Origin of the sequence: Peribacillus sp. NPDC058002 (assembly GCF_042886655.1) — a bacterium.
GTDB classification, from domain to species: domain Bacteria; phylum Bacillota; class Bacilli; order Bacillales; family DSM-1321; genus Peribacillus; species Peribacillus aracenensis.
Genome location: NZ_JBHVQU010000045.1, coordinates 1 through 15,923 on the forward strand (window position 1 = coordinate 1; position 15,923 = coordinate 15,923).

At 41.6% G+C, this 15,923-nt stretch carries 17 protein-coding genes and 2 riboswitches; of the genes, 7 read left to right on the plus strand and 10 right to left on the minus strand.

Annotated elements, in window-relative coordinates; all coding sequences use genetic code 11:
* Positions 1 to 238 precede the first annotated feature (238 nt).
* Positions 239 to 928: a response regulator transcription factor gene (locus ACFVSH_RS10910; RefSeq protein WP_387596627.1), complete on the plus strand. Its 690-nt coding sequence runs from the start codon at positions 239 to 241 to the stop codon at positions 926 to 928.
* Complete coding sequence (locus tag ACFVSH_RS10915) at positions 918 to 2,348, plus strand: HAMP domain-containing sensor histidine kinase (RefSeq protein WP_228467657.1); 1,431 nt, start codon at positions 918 to 920, stop codon at positions 2,346 to 2,348. The genes ACFVSH_RS10910 and ACFVSH_RS10915 overlap by 11 nt, the downstream gene beginning before the upstream one ends.
* Positions 2,349 to 2,402: 54 nt before the next feature.
* Here ACFVSH_RS10915 and spx read toward each other — a convergent pair whose 3' ends face one another.
* Entirely contained in the window at positions 2,403 to 2,798 is a 396-nt protein-coding gene (spx, locus tag ACFVSH_RS10920) for a transcriptional regulator Spx (protein ID WP_034314875.1), read from the minus strand.
* 247 nt (positions 2,799 to 3,045) lie between these two features.
* Between spx and modB the strand changes: the two genes are divergently transcribed.
* Positions 3,046 to 3,699, plus strand: a complete 654-nt coding sequence (modB, locus tag ACFVSH_RS10925; protein WP_387705914.1) for a molybdate ABC transporter permease subunit — start codon at positions 3,046 to 3,048, stop codon at positions 3,697 to 3,699.
* Here modB and ACFVSH_RS10930 read toward each other — a convergent pair.
* On the minus strand, positions 3,661 to 4,140 hold the full coding sequence (locus ACFVSH_RS10930; protein WP_387705931.1) for a GNAT family N-acetyltransferase: 480 nt from the start codon (positions 4,138 to 4,140) through the stop codon (positions 3,661 to 3,663). The two genes, modB and ACFVSH_RS10930, sit on opposite strands and share 39 nt — an antisense overlap.
* A gap of 116 nt (positions 4,141 to 4,256) precedes the next feature.
* On the opposite strand from ACFVSH_RS10930, the gene ACFVSH_RS10935 reads away from it, so the two are divergent.
* Positions 4,257 to 4,748, plus strand: coding sequence for a hypothetical protein (locus ACFVSH_RS10935; protein ID WP_387705915.1), 492 nt, complete (start codon positions 4,257 to 4,259; stop codon positions 4,746 to 4,748).
* 198 nt (positions 4,749 to 4,946) lie between these two features.
* Positions 4,947 to 5,144 (plus strand): cold-shock protein, encoded by a 198-nt coding sequence (locus ACFVSH_RS10940; protein ID WP_028393295.1) that lies wholly within the window; start codon positions 4,947 to 4,949, stop codon positions 5,142 to 5,144.
* 328 nt (positions 5,145 to 5,472) lie between these two features.
* Here ACFVSH_RS10940 and ACFVSH_RS10945 read toward each other — a convergent pair whose 3' ends face one another.
* Genes ACFVSH_RS10945 through ACFVSH_RS10955 form a run of 3 tightly spaced genes read right to left on the minus strand, consistent with a single transcriptional unit; the run spans position 5,473 to position 9,277 of the window.
* Positions 5,473 to 5,892, minus strand: a complete 420-nt coding sequence (locus ACFVSH_RS10945; protein WP_387705917.1) for a flavodoxin domain-containing protein — start codon at positions 5,890 to 5,892, stop codon at positions 5,473 to 5,475.
* Positions 5,882 to 6,934: a ribonucleotide-diphosphate reductase subunit beta gene (locus tag ACFVSH_RS10950; protein ID WP_387596615.1), complete on the minus strand. Its 1,053-nt coding sequence runs from the start codon at positions 6,932 to 6,934 to the stop codon at positions 5,882 to 5,884. The genes ACFVSH_RS10945 and ACFVSH_RS10950 overlap by 11 nt, the downstream gene beginning before the upstream one ends.
* A 45-nt stretch (positions 6,935 to 6,979) precedes the next feature.
* Positions 6,980 to 9,277, minus strand: a complete 2,298-nt coding sequence (locus tag ACFVSH_RS10955; RefSeq protein WP_387705919.1) for a ribonucleoside-diphosphate reductase subunit alpha — start codon at positions 9,275 to 9,277, stop codon at positions 6,980 to 6,982.
* A gap of 139 nt (positions 9,278 to 9,416) precedes the next feature.
* A riboswitch (cobalamin riboswitch) is annotated at positions 9,417 to 9,597 on the minus strand.
* Positions 9,598 to 9,890: 293 nt separating this feature from the next.
* On the opposite strand from ACFVSH_RS10955, the gene ACFVSH_RS10960 reads away from it, so the two are divergent.
* Complete coding sequence (locus tag ACFVSH_RS10960) at positions 9,891 to 10,820, plus strand: manganese-dependent inorganic pyrophosphatase (RefSeq protein WP_260284485.1); 930 nt, start codon at positions 9,891 to 9,893, stop codon at positions 10,818 to 10,820.
* A gap of 95 nt (positions 10,821 to 10,915) precedes the next feature.
* Here ACFVSH_RS10960 and ACFVSH_RS10965 read toward each other — a convergent pair whose 3' ends face one another.
* Together ACFVSH_RS10965 and ACFVSH_RS10970 are read right to left on the minus strand one after the other, a co-directional pair.
* Positions 10,916 to 11,062, minus strand: coding sequence for a hypothetical protein (locus ACFVSH_RS10965; protein ID WP_192203558.1), 147 nt, complete (start codon positions 11,060 to 11,062; stop codon positions 10,916 to 10,918).
* Positions 11,063 to 11,146: 84 nt separating this feature from the next.
* Complete coding sequence (locus ACFVSH_RS10970; RefSeq protein WP_387705921.1) at positions 11,147 to 12,604, minus strand: SulP family inorganic anion transporter; 1,458 nt, start codon at positions 12,602 to 12,604, stop codon at positions 11,147 to 11,149.
* A 309-nt stretch (positions 12,605 to 12,913) separates the two neighbouring features.
* Here ACFVSH_RS10970 and ACFVSH_RS10975 point away from each other — a divergent pair, with 309 nt between their 5' ends.
* Positions 12,914 to 13,069, plus strand: coding sequence for a hypothetical protein (locus ACFVSH_RS10975; protein WP_387705923.1), 156 nt, complete (start codon positions 12,914 to 12,916; stop codon positions 13,067 to 13,069).
* Positions 13,070 to 13,988: 919 nt separating this feature from the next.
* Here ACFVSH_RS10975 and ACFVSH_RS10980 read toward each other — a convergent pair.
* The 3 genes from ACFVSH_RS10980 to ACFVSH_RS10990 form a co-directional block, all read right to left on the minus strand.
* On the minus strand, positions 13,989 to 14,183 hold the full coding sequence (locus tag ACFVSH_RS10980; RefSeq protein ID WP_192203561.1) for a hypothetical protein: 195 nt from the start codon (positions 14,181 to 14,183) through the stop codon (positions 13,989 to 13,991).
* A gap of 77 nt (positions 14,184 to 14,260) precedes the next feature.
* Positions 14,261 to 14,351, minus strand: a riboswitch (cyclic di-GMP riboswitch).
* Positions 14,352 to 14,480: 129 nt separating this feature from the next.
* Positions 14,481 to 14,651, minus strand: coding sequence for a hypothetical protein (locus ACFVSH_RS10985; protein ID WP_387705925.1), 171 nt, complete (start codon positions 14,649 to 14,651; stop codon positions 14,481 to 14,483).
* A gap of 48 nt (positions 14,652 to 14,699) precedes the next feature.
* A complete protein-coding gene (locus ACFVSH_RS10990) occupies positions 14,700 to 15,911 on the minus strand; it encodes an MFS transporter (protein ID WP_387596597.1) in 1,212 nt (403 codons plus the stop codon).
* Positions 15,912 to 15,923 lie beyond the last annotated feature (12 nt).

A 15,923-nucleotide genomic window follows, 5' to 3' on the forward strand; every position in this document is an offset into this window, starting at 1 on the left:
AGTATAGAGCCAGCCTCTTAAAAGTTTAAATAAGAAAATCATGGTTTTTCCTGAATGATTATTACGACCATTTAGCAGCATTCCTGTTAAAATGACTAAGTGAAAACATCGGTTAATTTTACTGCGAACATAATCCTGACACATAAAAAGGGTAAGATTGAGGAAAAATGCTTGGTGTTTTTAAAGGTTAGCATATGCAAAATGTTTCCACTATAATTCAGGAAGGAGGAATCCATAAATGAAGAAAATTCTTGTAGTAGAAGATGAAATCGCCATATCGATGGTATTGAAAGCATATTTGGAACGGGAAAGTTTTGATGTAGTCCAAGTTTACGATGGGCTAAACGCCATTCCGGTCTTCGAAGAAACGAAGCCAGACCTTGTCCTGCTTGATGTCATGCTGCCTGGTAAGGAAGGCTGGGATATATTGAAGGAAATTCGGGAGAACGATAATTGTCCGGTTATCATGTTGACTGCACTGACAGATGTCGATTACAGATTATCGGGATTTAAGTCAGGTGCGGATGATTACATCTCCAAACCTTTCGTTGCCGAAGAAGTCGTGGCCCGGGTGCATGCCGTTTTAAGAAGATCCTCATCGGTCGATACAGAAGATGGTCATGTACATGAGTTTGGGAGTTTAACCATCGATGATCTTTCTTATATGGTGCATTTGAATGGGGAAGAGATAAACTTGACACCGCGTGATTTGTCGCTGCTCGTTTTTTTCGCTAAGCACCCTAATCAAATTTTCACGAGAGAACAGCTGCTCGACCAAGTGTGGGGCATGGATTATGACGGCAGTGACCGTGCGGTGGACCTGGCGATCAAACGGATCAGGAAGGCGATAGATGCATGGCCTGTAACCGAGGGGGAAATAAAAACATTGCGTGGATTGGGGTATCAATTGAGTGTCTATGAAAACTAAAAAAAGAACCACTTTACAACGCTATTGGACTAAGAGATACGTATTGACCTTGATTTCCGGTTTGATCTTATTGTCTGTTTTTTCCTTATGGTGGATGGAAAAAACGGCTTTGGAATATAGGCTTAGCCTTCTTAAGTACTTAGCTGATGAAACATCCGATCGGGCGATTAAGGATAATGGTCAGATTGTCGTTGGCCCGATCCTTTCGGAAATTGTAGAGGAAAGGGAGAAAATCCTTCATCTGAACCAACAGCCAATCATCTATATCGTCGATCCCGATGCCACCATCATATATACGATGCCACAATTGTATATAGATCCGGATGAAAATAAACTCCCGGATGTCATCATGAAAAATACGGAGTTAATCCAGAAGGTCAAGATTTCCGACAACAAAGTGTATGTCGTCAAATCCCCCATTACGTTTAATGATGAGACGAGAGGCTGGGTGGTCATTGCACAGGAAGAAGGGGCATTGAAGGAAATCAACCAAGACCATGGCTTGTTGGCGATCATGATTGGAGGCCTGCTGATTCTGGGAACGGGGGTCATTTATTTTCTTTCCAGGCAGATTTCACGTCCCATCCAAGACGTAGCTAACGCCGCTGTCCAAGTTCGTGAAGGCAACTATGATATCCATTTCAAAGAGGAAGAGGAAATCAAGGAAGAAGAAATTTATGAACTGATAGAATCATTTAAGGAAATGACCAATCGATTGAAGGTCATGGAGAAGTTACGGGCGGAATTGCTTGCAGGCGTAACCCATGATTTGAAAACGCCAGTAACATCCATTAGCGGACTGATACAAGCGGTTAAGGATGATGTCGTCAAGGGAGAGCAAAGTAAGGAATTCCTCGATATTTCCTTAAAGGAAACTCAACGTTTGCAAGGTATGATAGAGGATTTACTCAATTATAATGCCATATCGGCAGGTGCTTTTAAAATTCGGCTGCAAAAAGAGAATATCAATATATTCATCAAGGAAATCGCCTATCGCTGGCAGGTGACCCAGGATGATGATCAAGCGTTCGCTCTTGAGATAAAAGTTCCTGATGAACCGGTCTTTGGTCAAATTGATTCATTGCGGATGCAGCAAATCGTCATTAACCTTTTGAATAATGCCAGGCATGCACTTGATGGCAAAGGGAAAATAGCGATTCACCTTTATGAAAAGGATGAAGAACGAATCTGTATTGATGTACTGGACAGTGGCCGGGGGATCCCAAAACATGAACAACAATTTGTGTTCGAACCATTTTATCGTGGTGAAAACAAAAAGTTGAAGGTACGTGGTTTAGGTTTGGGACTGCCATTCAGTAAGATGCTCGCAAAAGCGCAAAAGGGTGATCTAGTGCTTAAGGATAGCGATGAACAGGGCACCACCTTCACGATTGTCATAGAGAAAGCGGATCAGGTATAAAAAAGGGTTGTCCGATGTAATGGACAACCCTCTTATTATGCAGGATGCTAACTATTAAGCCAATTGGCTGATTGCACGCCATAATTGTACATGACGGACCTTCCTTGGAAGGAAGCGTCCCATTTCTTCTTCATTATATCCTGCATGCAAATTCTTATGGTCGAAAATGATTGGCCGGCGAAGTAAATCCGGGTTATCTTGAATAAGCTTACAAAGATCATTAAGCGGTGTATTATTTATATCGATATTCAGGCTTTTGAATTTTTTGGAACGGGTTGAGATGATTTCATCTGTCCCGCCTTCCGTTTTACGTAAAATCTCTTTTATTTCTTCTATAGAAAGAGGTTGGGAATATAGGTTGCGTTCATTAAAGGAAATTTCGTTCTTTTTAAGCCAAGCTTTTGCTTTACGACAGGCTAGACTGCTTGGAGTAGTATAAATTGTTACCATTAAAATCGACTCCTTCAAAGTTTTCAAGTTTATTGGAATGAAATTATTTTTATATTTGTGATACTCTTACTTTAACGTTTCTTTGTGTCAGCAAGATGTCAAGAAAAATAAACTTAAATGTTATTTTAAAAAGAAAGGGAGAAAATGAAATGAAATCTGCCTTTAATGAAAAAGAAGCCATTTGGGTAATGATGCCGAACAAGGATCTGCATGGGCCGATATTTAACAGTGTTGTGCGGATAGTATCATGACAGGGGATTTTTGGTCGCCAGTCAGGTTATCGATACAAGTAGCGGGACTATCGGGTATCCTTGTTTTCATTTTAGGAATAATCCTGGCGCGAATGATGGCTAAAAAGCAATTCAGGGGAAGGGTCCTGTTGGAAACAGCGTTTTTATTGCCGCTTGTTTTGCCGCCTTCCGTCGTTGGGTTTTTATTGATTGTAATTTTTGGCAAGAGTGGGTTGCCGGGACAATTCATTGAAAGGGTTTTTGGTCAGCCCCTGATGTTCACGTGGTGGGCGGCGGTCATTGCATCTACCGTGGTAGCGTTTCCGCTTATGTACCAATCCGCTAAAACGGGTTTTGAAGGTATAGATGAAGAAATCGAAAATGCGGCAAGGGTTGACGGGGCGGGTGAGTTGAGGTTGTTCCTGAATGTATCCCTTCCATTGGCGGTCAAATCCATCGTCACAGGTGCCATCTTGAGTTCTGCTCGTGCGTTGGGGGAATTCGGAGCCACACTCATGTTTGCCGGAAACATTCCCGGACAGACACAAACCATACCGACTGCGATTTATATCGCCATGGACTCCGGGAATATGACATTAGCCTGGCTATGGGTTGCCGTAATTATTGTCATTTCATTTCTTATGCTTTTTATCGTGACCTACATAAAATGAATGCTTTTTCTCGAATATACTTATGAAAAAGTGGGTAGAGGCTTCTATGTCATCTTTATGTGTGAAGCCGTTTTTTTCGTAAAGGTTCCGTGCGGGCAGGTTCATTTTACCGGTTGAAACGGAAATCTTTTCCCAATCGCCTTGTAATTGAAGGGCATGTAAGAGTGCATCCGCGATACCCTGCCGAAAATAATCAGGATGGACGACCATTCGGCAAATCAGCATTTGACGATTCTCTTTTGAAAAAGATAGTGCACCCACTAACGCATCACCCTTTAAATAGCCTAAAAACGTTTCATGACAATGAATGAATTGTTCATATGTTTCCAATAGAGGAGGTATATCGGCAAAACCGATCATATCCGCTTCCACCTTATAGGCCTCTTTTTGAAGATTAAAAAGCTGCTGGCCATAATCGGAGTCCAGATCCCGAATTTTCATGATCAAATCGTATCACTCCCTTTCATCACATTATAATCGAAGAAGGAGATTATTGTTTCCAATCAGTCTGTGTTATAATCGACAAACAATATGAACTAATGAAATGAGGAAGAAATTTGTTAACATTTGAAGAAAAATTGAGCATCATTGAAACTTTTCCGGAATTACAGCGAAAAGATGTTTCATTGGGACGTGTGAACTTTCATTATCCAGAAAGCGTCCAGGAGAAAAAAATCGTCGTTCAGCACTTGCATCCCAATGGAAATGGATTCGTTTACGCAGGGCATATGAGAAAAAAAGACACTGACCGTAAAGGTTTTATCAATATTCGTGACTATAATGAAGCGGAATTAAAAGAATTGATCCAAAAAAGCGTCGATTATCTATCTGAACCTCCGGTTGAATTCGAAGAAGAGGAAGACGGGTTCGCTAGGTTGGAAGGGACATGGATTGGCCCTGAAAAGCAAGAGCTTACACTTGAAAGGGAAGACCTGCTTTGGAATGTGTATTCCGGATCGAACCTTGAGGAGTGTTTCGAGAGTCCAGTAGAGGCGGAGCGCTACTTATTGGACGAAGGCTTCCGACAAAGCAAGAAGAGGAATATGTAGAATTTTAGGATAATTTGTCGGTTGATTTACTGCTATAATCTTGTTTTTTTAGGAATTTCCATGATATAATATAAGTAATTATTTTTGTTCGGAATAAGTTTGATAGAAGGATTTACTGTAATAGGATTCCTCTTGAAACATTATCCAGAACCAAAAATAGTAATAAAATGGATTTTTCCAAACACAGGAGGAACTATCATGGTACAAGGTAAAGTAAAATGGTTTAACGCAGAAAAAGGTTTCGGTTTCATCGAAGTTGAAGGCCAAGACGATGTATTCGTACATTTCTCAGCTATCCAAGGCGAAGGCTTCAAAACGCTTGAAGAAGGCCAAGAAGTTTCTTTCGAAATCGAGCAAGGCGCTCGTGGACCACAAGCAGCTAACGTTCAAAAATAATTGAACGCATATAAAAAAAGACTCCGATAATGGAGTCTTTTTATTTTCCCTTTTTTTCGGCCATTTCCTTTAATGCTTTGTCCAATTTTTCTTCGATCCGTTTAGAACGATTAAAATGCCCTGCCAGGAAAAACACGATGAATATAACGAATGCGACAAGCACTAGCATAAAAAGGATAGGCAGAACAAGGTTATATTTTCAGTTATTGGATATTATCTCCTTTTTTATTCCATTATACTACATGTTTACCGTTGCTTATGATAGAGGGAGCCAAGCTCTTTAAAAAACACTGAAAGGGGATATGCGAATGCGCAAATCCCCTTTCAGTCAGTTCTGGAATAGCGAGGCGAACTTTTGAAGTCTGGGCAAGTCCGATTCTTGATACATCTGTTCTATCTTCAATGTCACCAATAACTGGCTCTTGGCAAATAACATGTCCCGGAAATGATCGACCGCCCCACAAAAATGATGATAGTTGGTTTCACCGGTTCCGAAGACTCCCGCTTTCAGATGAGCAATAGGCAACTGTTCCAGTTCTTTATAAAAGGCTGCTGATTTAGCAGGAAGTTCCCCATTGCCCCATGTATAGGTGCCGACGATCAATGCATCGTAATCCGGCAATGTGCGTAAGTCGAATTCATTCATTCGATATAGTCCAGCTTCAGGTAAAAGGGAAGAGAGGGCTTCAGCAAGCGCTTTTGTATTGCCTCCGGCAGAATGATAGACAATGGCAACTTTACAGCTCATCGAACCCATTGCTGGCATTTACTTGACTGTATGTCCTTGACTTCTGTTCGAAGAAATCGGTTTTGGTAAGTCCGATGGATTCATCATCGAACGTTTTGATCCATGGCATCGGATTCTCGCCATACTCTTTATACAAATTCTCAAGGCCTAGCATACGTAACCGTTTGTTGGCGATATATTCGATGTACTCATTGAATTCTTCCAAATCGAGATCGGCTTTGGTTTGGATATCATCGAGCATATATTCAGACCATTCTTTTTCGAGTTCGACTGCTTTTTCAATCGTTGTATAGATGAACTTCGTGTTTTCTTCATTATTTAACTCAGGATATTCATACATCAAGATTTGAACGAGCATTCCAATGAAATCGAAATGGACCATTTCATCACGATGAATATAGGATATCATCGTAGCGGAACCAGTCATTAAATTTTGTCGTCCTAAATTATAATAAAAGGCGAAAGCCAGATAGAAATATATCCCTTCAAGGTTCGTTGAATGGATCAGTGCCTCGAATAAATGCTGAGGGCTGGGATCGTCCACGAACGTTTGATAAGCATCAACGATCGGTTGGTTACGCTTAATCACTTCAGGATGTTCTTTAATGCGGTCGAATAGCTGTTTTTGCTTGCCTACAGGAATCAAGGAAGCAAGGATATAGGAATAAGACTCATTATGGATCGATTCCTGCTGGGCCATATTGGCCAGAATAGCTTTTGCCGCCGGATCTTTGATGTACCGAAGGATTTCTACTAAAGTGGGCGTTTGAAGACTATCCATTCCAGCAATCATTGTAAGGATATCGAGAAAAGCGTCCTGGATATCTTCGTCCAATTCGCCCCACTGCTTTTTATCCTGAATCATGTTTACGCTCGAAGGCTTCCAAAAGTTATTGATGAGCTGTGTATAGGTATCATAGAATTTTTCATACTGAATATCGTTCCAAAGAAGGAAGCCTGAAGCTTCTCCTTTGAAAACACCGGTTGCTTTGGTTGGATGCGTAGGTTCGAGCATCCGAATCTTTTTGATATGATTGGTCATTCGTGAAAACTCCTTTAAGAATAGATTACTGGGTTATGATTGTCGTTAACTTGAACAGCTTTCGCAGGCATTGTCATATTCGGAAGAAGTCGAACGAACATAATATGTTGATTTCAATCCGCTTTCCCATGCCGTTAAATGGATATCCAATAGAACCTTCGCTTTGATTGTATTGTGTACATACAGATTAAAGCTGATTGCTTGGTCAATATGGCGTTGGCGGGCTGCATTTTGCCTGATGCTTTCCAGTTGGTCCAAATTAAATCGTGTCTTTTTATAATATTCATACGTATTTGGCGTCAAGCCTGGAGCGGTCACCTTGAATTTGAAGTTTTTCTTTTCTTCGTAAAATTCAATTTCATACAAAGGGTCGATTCCATCCGTGGAATTACCGATTTTAGCTGTCGAAGAATTCGGGGCAATGGCCATTAAATAGCCATTACGGGTCCCGTGTTCATGCACGTCTGCTTTTAAATCCATCCATTTTTGATCTGTATAGTCACGCAGTTCGAAATAGTCCCCTGTATGCCAATCAGATCCTTCAAAATATGGGTATGAACCTTTTTCCTTGGCCAATTCATTAGATGCCTTGATTGTTAAGTAAGCGATCTTTTCGTATAAAGCATCTGCATAGTGAACAGCCTCATCGGATTCCCAATAAATATTCTGTGTGGCAAGTAAATGATGCCATCCAAACGTTCCTAAACCAATTGCCCGGTAACGTTTGTTCGAGATGGATGCTTGTTTGACAGGAAGATTATTCACATCTATGACATTATCCAGCATGCGGATCTGAATGGGAATCAATCTTTCCAAAACATCGCTGCCCACAGCCCGGGGCAAGTTAATGGATGAAAGGTTGCAGACAACGAAATCGCCGCTTTTACGAACCACAACAACATCTCCATCTTCTGTTTCATATTCATCCGTGATTGTCGAAGGGCTTAAGTTTTGGGCAATCTCCGTGCAAAGGTTTGAACAATAAATCATACCTTTATGCTTATTGGGATTCTTCCGATTCACTTCATCGCGGTAGAACATATACGGTACGCCTTCTTCTAATTGAGAAATCATGATGCTTTTCATGATGTCCATCGCTTTGATTTTTTCAAAGCTATAGTTTGGAAGCGTGCCATTTTCTGCGGCCTCGACAGCAAGTGCATAATGATTCCTGAAGCTTCCTTCGCCTTTCTTCTCGTCATAAAGATCTTCAAGTGAAAACCCAAGGGTTTGCTTAACGGTATGCGGATCGAAAAGATACCATTCTTTTCTGTCGCGTACAGCTTCCATGAATAAATCGGGTATGCATACGCCTGTAAAAATATCATGGGCTTTTAATCTGTCATCCCCGTTTTGTGTCTTTAAATCGAGGAAGCTCATGATATCTTTATGCCAGGCATCCAAGTAAATCGCGATGGCACCTTTACGTTGCCCCAATTGATCGACACTTACAGCTGTCTGGTTGAATAGTCGAATCCAGGGAGTCGTGCCGGAACTGTTTCCAGAGAAACCCCGGATATCAGAACCAAGCGATCGTACCTTACCGACGTAAAGACCTACTCCGCCGCCAAATTTAGATACTTTTGCTGCATCGTAGTTTGATAGGTAGATTCCGTCAATGGAATCTTCAATTGCGTCGATAAAGCAGGAGCTTAACTGTCCATGTGTTTTACCTGAATTGGAGAGTGTAGGAGTCGCAACGGTCATATAAAGATTGGACATGGCCCAGTATGCTTCTTTAATGAGCTGCAGGCGGTGCTCCGTTTTTTCCAATCGCATGATTTCCATCGCGATGATCATGAAACGTTCTTGTGGCAGTTCGTAGACCTTGTCCTTTTGAGGGCGGGCCAGATAGCGGTCGTTCAATAAGTAGATGCCTATGTACGAGAATAATTTATCTTTTTCCGGGTCGATTACCGAACCCAATTCCTCAATTTCCGATTTCGTATATGAAGATAGCAGTTCTGATTTATAAATAGGATAACGCTGACCTTCTGAAAGCTGGGAGAGTTCCGCGATCAGCTCATAGAATGGGCCATAACTCATGCCTTCATAGCCTCGATTGGCTTGTGCATCCCTATACATTGTATTCAACAGTTCTGCTGCAGCAACGAACGTCCAATCCGGAGCATCGATATCCACACTTTCAAGAGCGAGCTGAATCAGTTTTTTTGATGCCTGTTCTTCAGTTGAGTCACTTTTGCGATCTAGCCATTTTGTAAAACGCTTTTTGAACTTTTCCATATCGAGATGGCCTTCGAATTCCTTTGATAACATCTCGAGCTGGATGGACTTCGCTTCTGTGTCATTTTCACTTATGGTAGAGTTATATGTTTGAGTCATTAATAATCCTCCTTGTTGACTTCCTTCTAAAATAAAAAAACCGCCCAATGAATTGAGCGGATCAAACGATAGAATAAAAGAGCCATGAAAAAATAGCCGTTAAACTATCGTTTCATCATCTCAATCCCCGAAGAATAAGAAACGTGAAAAATTCAAGGCAGGTCTCCTGACTCATGATCATCCTACTTTGAGTCCTTCCCGTATAGAGAGCTATACAGTGGGTTTCTCATTTCGTCACATTTACAGTTGCGGGGACAGTTCCGGGTTTACACCGGATTCCCTTTTCAGCCATCACTGGCACCTTGGATTATAAAAAATTCTATATATAGTTATTAGTAATGTTTATGTAATCAATATCTAGTATTTCTGCTTATATTATCGTAAGCCATATACGATGATAATTCAACTAATATATTTGAAAAAAACCAGCCCTTATCTATTGACAAAGTGAGGGCAGAGTGCGATGGAATGAAAGAATTTATTGGGGAATGGGTAATTCAAGCGCTGATTTTACGCGATTTTGTGTTAAAATAAATTGTCTAGTAAAGGTGGCTCTCCCTTATTGCGATGAGGGGATTCGCGGAAAAATATTTAAGAAAAAGGGGATAAAATCTTGGAAAAAGTATTAGTTTTTGGACATAAAAACCCGGATACAGACACAATCTGTTCAGCAATCGCTTATGCAGACCTGAAAAAGCAGTTAGGTATCAACGCTGAACCAGTTCGTCTGGGTGAAGTGAATGGTGAAACTCAATATGCATTGGACCAATTCAAATTCGAAGCTCCCCGCCTTGTGGAAAAAGTTGCAGGGGAAGCTGAAGGCGTAATCCTGGTCGATCATAACGAACGCCAGCAAAGTGCTGAAGATATTGACCAAGTCCGTGTGTTGGAAGTTATCGACCATCACCGTATCGCTAACTTTGAAACAAGCGATCCACTATATTACCGGGCGGAACCTGTTGGCTGTACGGCAACCATTTTAAATAAAATTTATAAAGAAAACGGCATCGAAGTCCCTAAAGCAATCGCAGGTCTTATGTTGTCTGCCATCATTTCCGATTCGTTATTGTTCAAATCTCCTACATGCACGGAGCAAGACATTGCAGCAGCAATGGAACTGGCTGCCATTGCGGGAGTCGACGCTGAAACATACGGCTTGGAAATGTTGAAAGCCGGAGCTGACTTGAGCGACAAAACGATTGCCCAGCTCATCACTCTTGATGCAAAGGAATTCTCCATGGGAATGGCTAAAGTGGAGATAGCACAGGTCAATGCTGTAGATCCGAACGAAGTCCTTGCTAAGCAAGCAGAATTGGAAGCGGCGATAGGAGCGGTCATCGCCGAGAAGGAATTGGACTTATTCCTATTTGTCGTAACGGATATCTTGACTAATGACTCTGCTGCCTTGGCGCTTGGTAAAGCAGCTTATGCAGTGGAAAAAGCATACGACGTTTCATTAAACAATAACATCGCCGTCTTAGAAGGCGTTGTATCTCGTAAAAAACAAATCGTGCCGATCTTAACGGACGTATTCAGCAAATAATACAGGAGAAGGGGTGCTCATTAAAAACATGGGCATCCTTTTTCTGCACATGCAAAAAGACTCAACCACCATTAATGGTGGTTGAGTCTTTTCTCTTAGTTCAAAGCTTCCTTTTCTTTTTCATAGGCAATGACAATCAGTTCTTTGTTGGCTTCCTCGCCAAGTCTGTTTTCAAAGCTTTTCAGTTCATTCAATAAATCCGGTGACAGATTTGCTGCTGTATAATCCTGCTCGGGTGTCATGCTTTTCGCCCCTTTCAAAAGGAAATAATTCATGTTATCTATTTTGTCGGTTTGAAAAGTTTCTATTCAACAAAACTTACTTCTTCAAGATATTTTACTTTCTGATGTGGCGAGTTTTTCAAGCAATAAAGAACTATCTTCATCGAGTCCTTGCACTTGGACAGGTATTCCCAGAAGCTGATATTTAAGGACAACCGTATCAACAGCACCGACTGCTGAAGCATCCCAGATTTTAGAATGGGAAAAGTCGATGACGATTGAATCGGCTTTTTCCTTGAAGTCGAACTTCGAAACAAAGTCCTGGACAGAAGCGAAAAATACTTGCCCGCGGATATGATAAATGGTTTTCTTAGCCTGGATATCTTCCGTTTTCACTACAGCCACTTTAGAAATTTTAGCCGAGAAGAAAATCATGCTCAAGAGCACTCCGGCAAATACCCCTTTTGATAAATCATGTGTATAAAGGACAATGAGGACCGTCACGATCATCACGGCTGCATCCGACTTTGGAGCTTTTGTGAGCCTCTTTAGGGAAGACCAGTCAAAGGTCCCGATTGAAACCATGATCATGACTGCGACAAGTGCAGCCATCGGGATTTTAATAAGGACATCATTCAATACCACGATTAATACCATAAGGAATGCGCCAGCTACAAATGTGGAGAGCCGGCCCCTTCCTCCTGATTTAATATTGATACCGGATTGGCCGATCATCGCACATCCCGCCATGCCGCCAAAGCATCCCGCAATGATATTCGAAATTCCCTGGCCTTTGGCTTCCTTATTTTTATTACTGTCCGTGTCAGTCATCTCATCGACTATTTGAGCTGTCAATAATGATTCAAGCAGCCCAACAAACGCAAGGGCTATGGAATAAGGGAAAATGATCGCCAAAGTTTCGAAGGTCAAAGGGATATCTGGAAGCATGAACATCGGTAGCGCTTCGGTCAATTGCCCCATATCCCCAACCGTCCGCACCGTAGCCCCCGTGGCAACTGCAACGATCGTCATGAATATGATGGCGACAAGTGGTGAAGGTATGACTTTCGTGATCAGCGGAAAAAGATAAATGATAGCTAAAGAAACGGCTGTCATGACATACATGATCCATGTTTCGCCCACGAAATGGGTGAGCTGAGCCGTGAATATCAAGATAGCTAAAGAATTTACAAAACCAGTCATGACCGGCTTCGGTATGAACTTCATTAATTTCCCGATTTTTAATACTCCTAGTAAAATTTGCAGCAAACCAGTCAATATTGTTGCAGCAAGTAAATAGTTCAAGCCATGATCTTTAACAAGATCGACCATGACGAGTGCCATTGCACCAGTGGCTGCAGAAATCATTCCCGGCCTTCCGCCGACAAAAGAGATGACGATGGCAATGCAGAATGAGGCATATAGACCAACCATTGGGTCAACGCCAGCAATGATCGAAAAGGCAATCGCCTCCGGAATCAATGCCAAGGCAACGACTATACCGGATAGAACATCTCCTCTAACGTTGCCAAACCATTCCTGTTTGTATCCAGATGTATTCAAAGAAATACTCCTTCTTTCTATATATGTGTGTTCATTTCTTTTAACGCACTAAATTATAGCATGAGTCCTTCTTTCTATCTATATGGATAATATAAACGACAAATCGGGGGCTATTCATTTCGTATTATAGGCGAATGAAGGTAAAAGGCCTAAAGGGAGGAATTTCAGGAAATGACGATGGGCAACATCCAATAACGAAGGGCAAAAAATTTCCAAAGCCTTCTTAATCGCTTTCGCTGCCACGATTCAGATTTTTCTGTATTTAAATGTGTTATTCTTTTATTATGAATGAAAATGGGGGTTACTCCTATGAATAAGAGCGAGAAAAGAACGAAACTGGTGGAAAAGATTGAGAATCATTTAAGACTGACTGCAAGGAATTTAGTGAAATTCGATACAATCCAAGAAACATTGGATTTTACGGTGGAATCATTTCAATTGGAATTTTCGTGGCGATCGTATTGAGAGAGGATGATCGTTTGTATGTATGGAAAGGAGGTTCGCTCCATTTTGCTGATTCTTTTCCCATTCACCTAGGAGAATGTTCCCCGGAAATTCTCGAAGAAGAGGTAAAGGGTAGTTACATAACTTAATTGTTTGAAGAGAAAATAGAAGATAAGCTAAATAGTCGAATATGCGACATTGATGAACAATGATTTATACAGGCCACACCGGATTGCCGTTTTGAAACTGGAAGAGGTTCACTTACTGCCCGCTCGAATCTGATCGAAAGTGAAGCGGAAAAAGCCTCGGAATGGGATCATATGAAAGAACAGCTTTATCTTAAATATAAAGAAATCAGTGACAAAATGGGATGATATGCTGATATTGATGATACCGGTGAAATGGGAAAATCGCATCCTCATACTGGGAAGGGATAATTCTTTACCTTAGTGAATATCCGATAATAAAGAAGCTTTCCCTGACGATATTATTGGGGTGGGGGCGGTACCACCAATAAGCTGGAGGATTATTATTATGCCTACAAACAGGCCATGCATGCTCATAATGTTCCCCGAAATGGATTCCCGAAAAAAGTCTTGGCCATTTTGACGAATTGGGCTCCTACACGCTATTGAATAACCTGAAAGACCCTGTACTTGCCGAGTTATTACTTAAGAAATATTTGGCCCAGTTGATGGAATACCAAACGGGAAGCGGAGTAGAGCTTATAAACTGATGATTTGAATCGAGCCAGCTATATTCAGCCGCACATTCACTTTACATAGCAATGATAAAAGATCTTGAAAGGGTCTTTTTTTATTCGATTTTGTGTGTAATCTGGGTAAGGAGGCATGAGGAAGATGGCTATTGTTACCGAAACAAGGTGAAAAGGCCAGCTCTATCAAAGTTTTTGGAGTAGAAACCTCCCGGTGTTAAGAGTCTATTCCTTATCAATGATACTGGATTTACATTTAGGACATGTCACTTCTTTATAATGCTTGAACCTGATTTTTCGAAGATCGCTTCTGGTCAGCATTGCGAATACATTATACCTTGTGCCGCATGCACAAGTATTTTTATCTTTAACTATGTGTCTCTCATCTGTAGTGGCTGAATAAATGGTTGGAAAAAACATATATAACCCTCCTATTTTTAATTTTAGGCAAATTAAAAAGGGGCAATTGATAATAAAGTGATCCATTCAAGAAAAATCATGGCAGCCCGGCTGCCATGACAACTAAGTTGTTGTGTTAGGCCCGTGGCTTTGCGTCTTTTACTTTCATAAAATTTGCCTAAAATAATCTTAACATAAAATTTGTTGCGTTATGAAGTGTTTATGGCTGCGGCCAACCTTCCCCTTTTATTAAGTATCAACAGCAATCAGCGGGATTGTCCAAATATAGAAGGAAATAGAGAAGAAAGGTTTGGCACGCTATGTACCTATTGTTCGGGAACCATGTGCAGCAGCTGGTTTCCAATATTCCTTTTTCATGTGTGCAGGACTCTTGTTCGTTTTTGGCCTCACTGCCTGTATCGGAATACTACCGAAACGAAATCCAGTTCCAGAAGTATCCAGCACTACAGCTGTATGAGCATTAAACATGAGAAAGCCTGCTTCCATCTGAAAGCAGGCTTTCTAGCCAAAGTGAGATTAATGTGATCTGGCCAATTCCGGATTGCGGTGCATCGCGAAATAGAGGACAAGTCCCGCTATGAGGAGTAACGTGCTGGTCGTGATGAAAACGGCGGAGAATCCGTAGAAACCAGCAACCATTCCGCCCATCGCGGGTCCAATGATATTGCCTAAAAAGCGCAGGCTCGTATTGTACCCAAGTACTTCCCCCTGCATTGCGACAGGAGCTTCCTGGCGAATGTAGGCAATCCTTACAGGGATGATGCCGCCTATTGCCATGCCAAGTATGAAACGTACCAGAACAAGCTGCCAAAAATGATTGATGAAGGCACCAGGCAAGTAGACTGTAGCAGTCAGAAAAAGAAGCAGCACAAGAATCTTCACATGTCCATGACGATCACCTATCTTGCCCCAGTGACGCGCCATCAATAAATTCCCCAGGCCTGCTGCAGAAAAGGCGATACCTGAATAAAATCCAAGATTGGAAGTTCCATGCAACTGGCCAACGTATAAAGAAAGAATGGGCTGAATGCTGAAGTGGGCAACTTGAACAAGTGTCGAAATGAGCATGACATTGACTAGGATGGGATTCCTCAAGATATGCGAGAGAACTTCCCTGCTTGTATAGCTCGACTTTGTTCCCTTCTGCCGTTCCATTACGTACTCCTTGGTTGCAAAAACAAGAAGTCCGGAGATGAAAATGGTGATGGAGGTGAATTTAAAGGCGGTTGAATAGCCGAGTGTGTCTGCAAGCAGGCCGCCAAGCAATGGTCCGAAAAGGGAACCGGTTATATTTCCCGTTTGCAAGGTTCCCAGTACGCGTCCGGCAATTTCTTTTGGGGTTTGCGTTGATATGAAGGCTTGTGACATGGAAATGAAGCCAGTGAATATCCCGGTGAACATCCTTAAGACGAATAGCTGCCAAACATTTTCAACGAATCCCATCAGGAAAATGGACAGCCCCATCCCAAAGGCACAGGCAATCAAGATTTTCTTCCTGCCGTACCGATCACCAATTCGTCCCCAAACGGGAGAAAATAAAAAGGCAGTCACAAAAGTGATTCCAAATGTCCATCCTGACCAATGCTGGATATATTGAGTCGAATAATCTCCGAATGTACCAATGTATAAGGATATGAATGGGAGAACCATCGTCATGCTGCCGCCTATGAAGAAATTGGCGAACCACATGATGAAAAGATTCCGTTTAGCTATTTTATGAGCATTCATTTTAGATTCAAC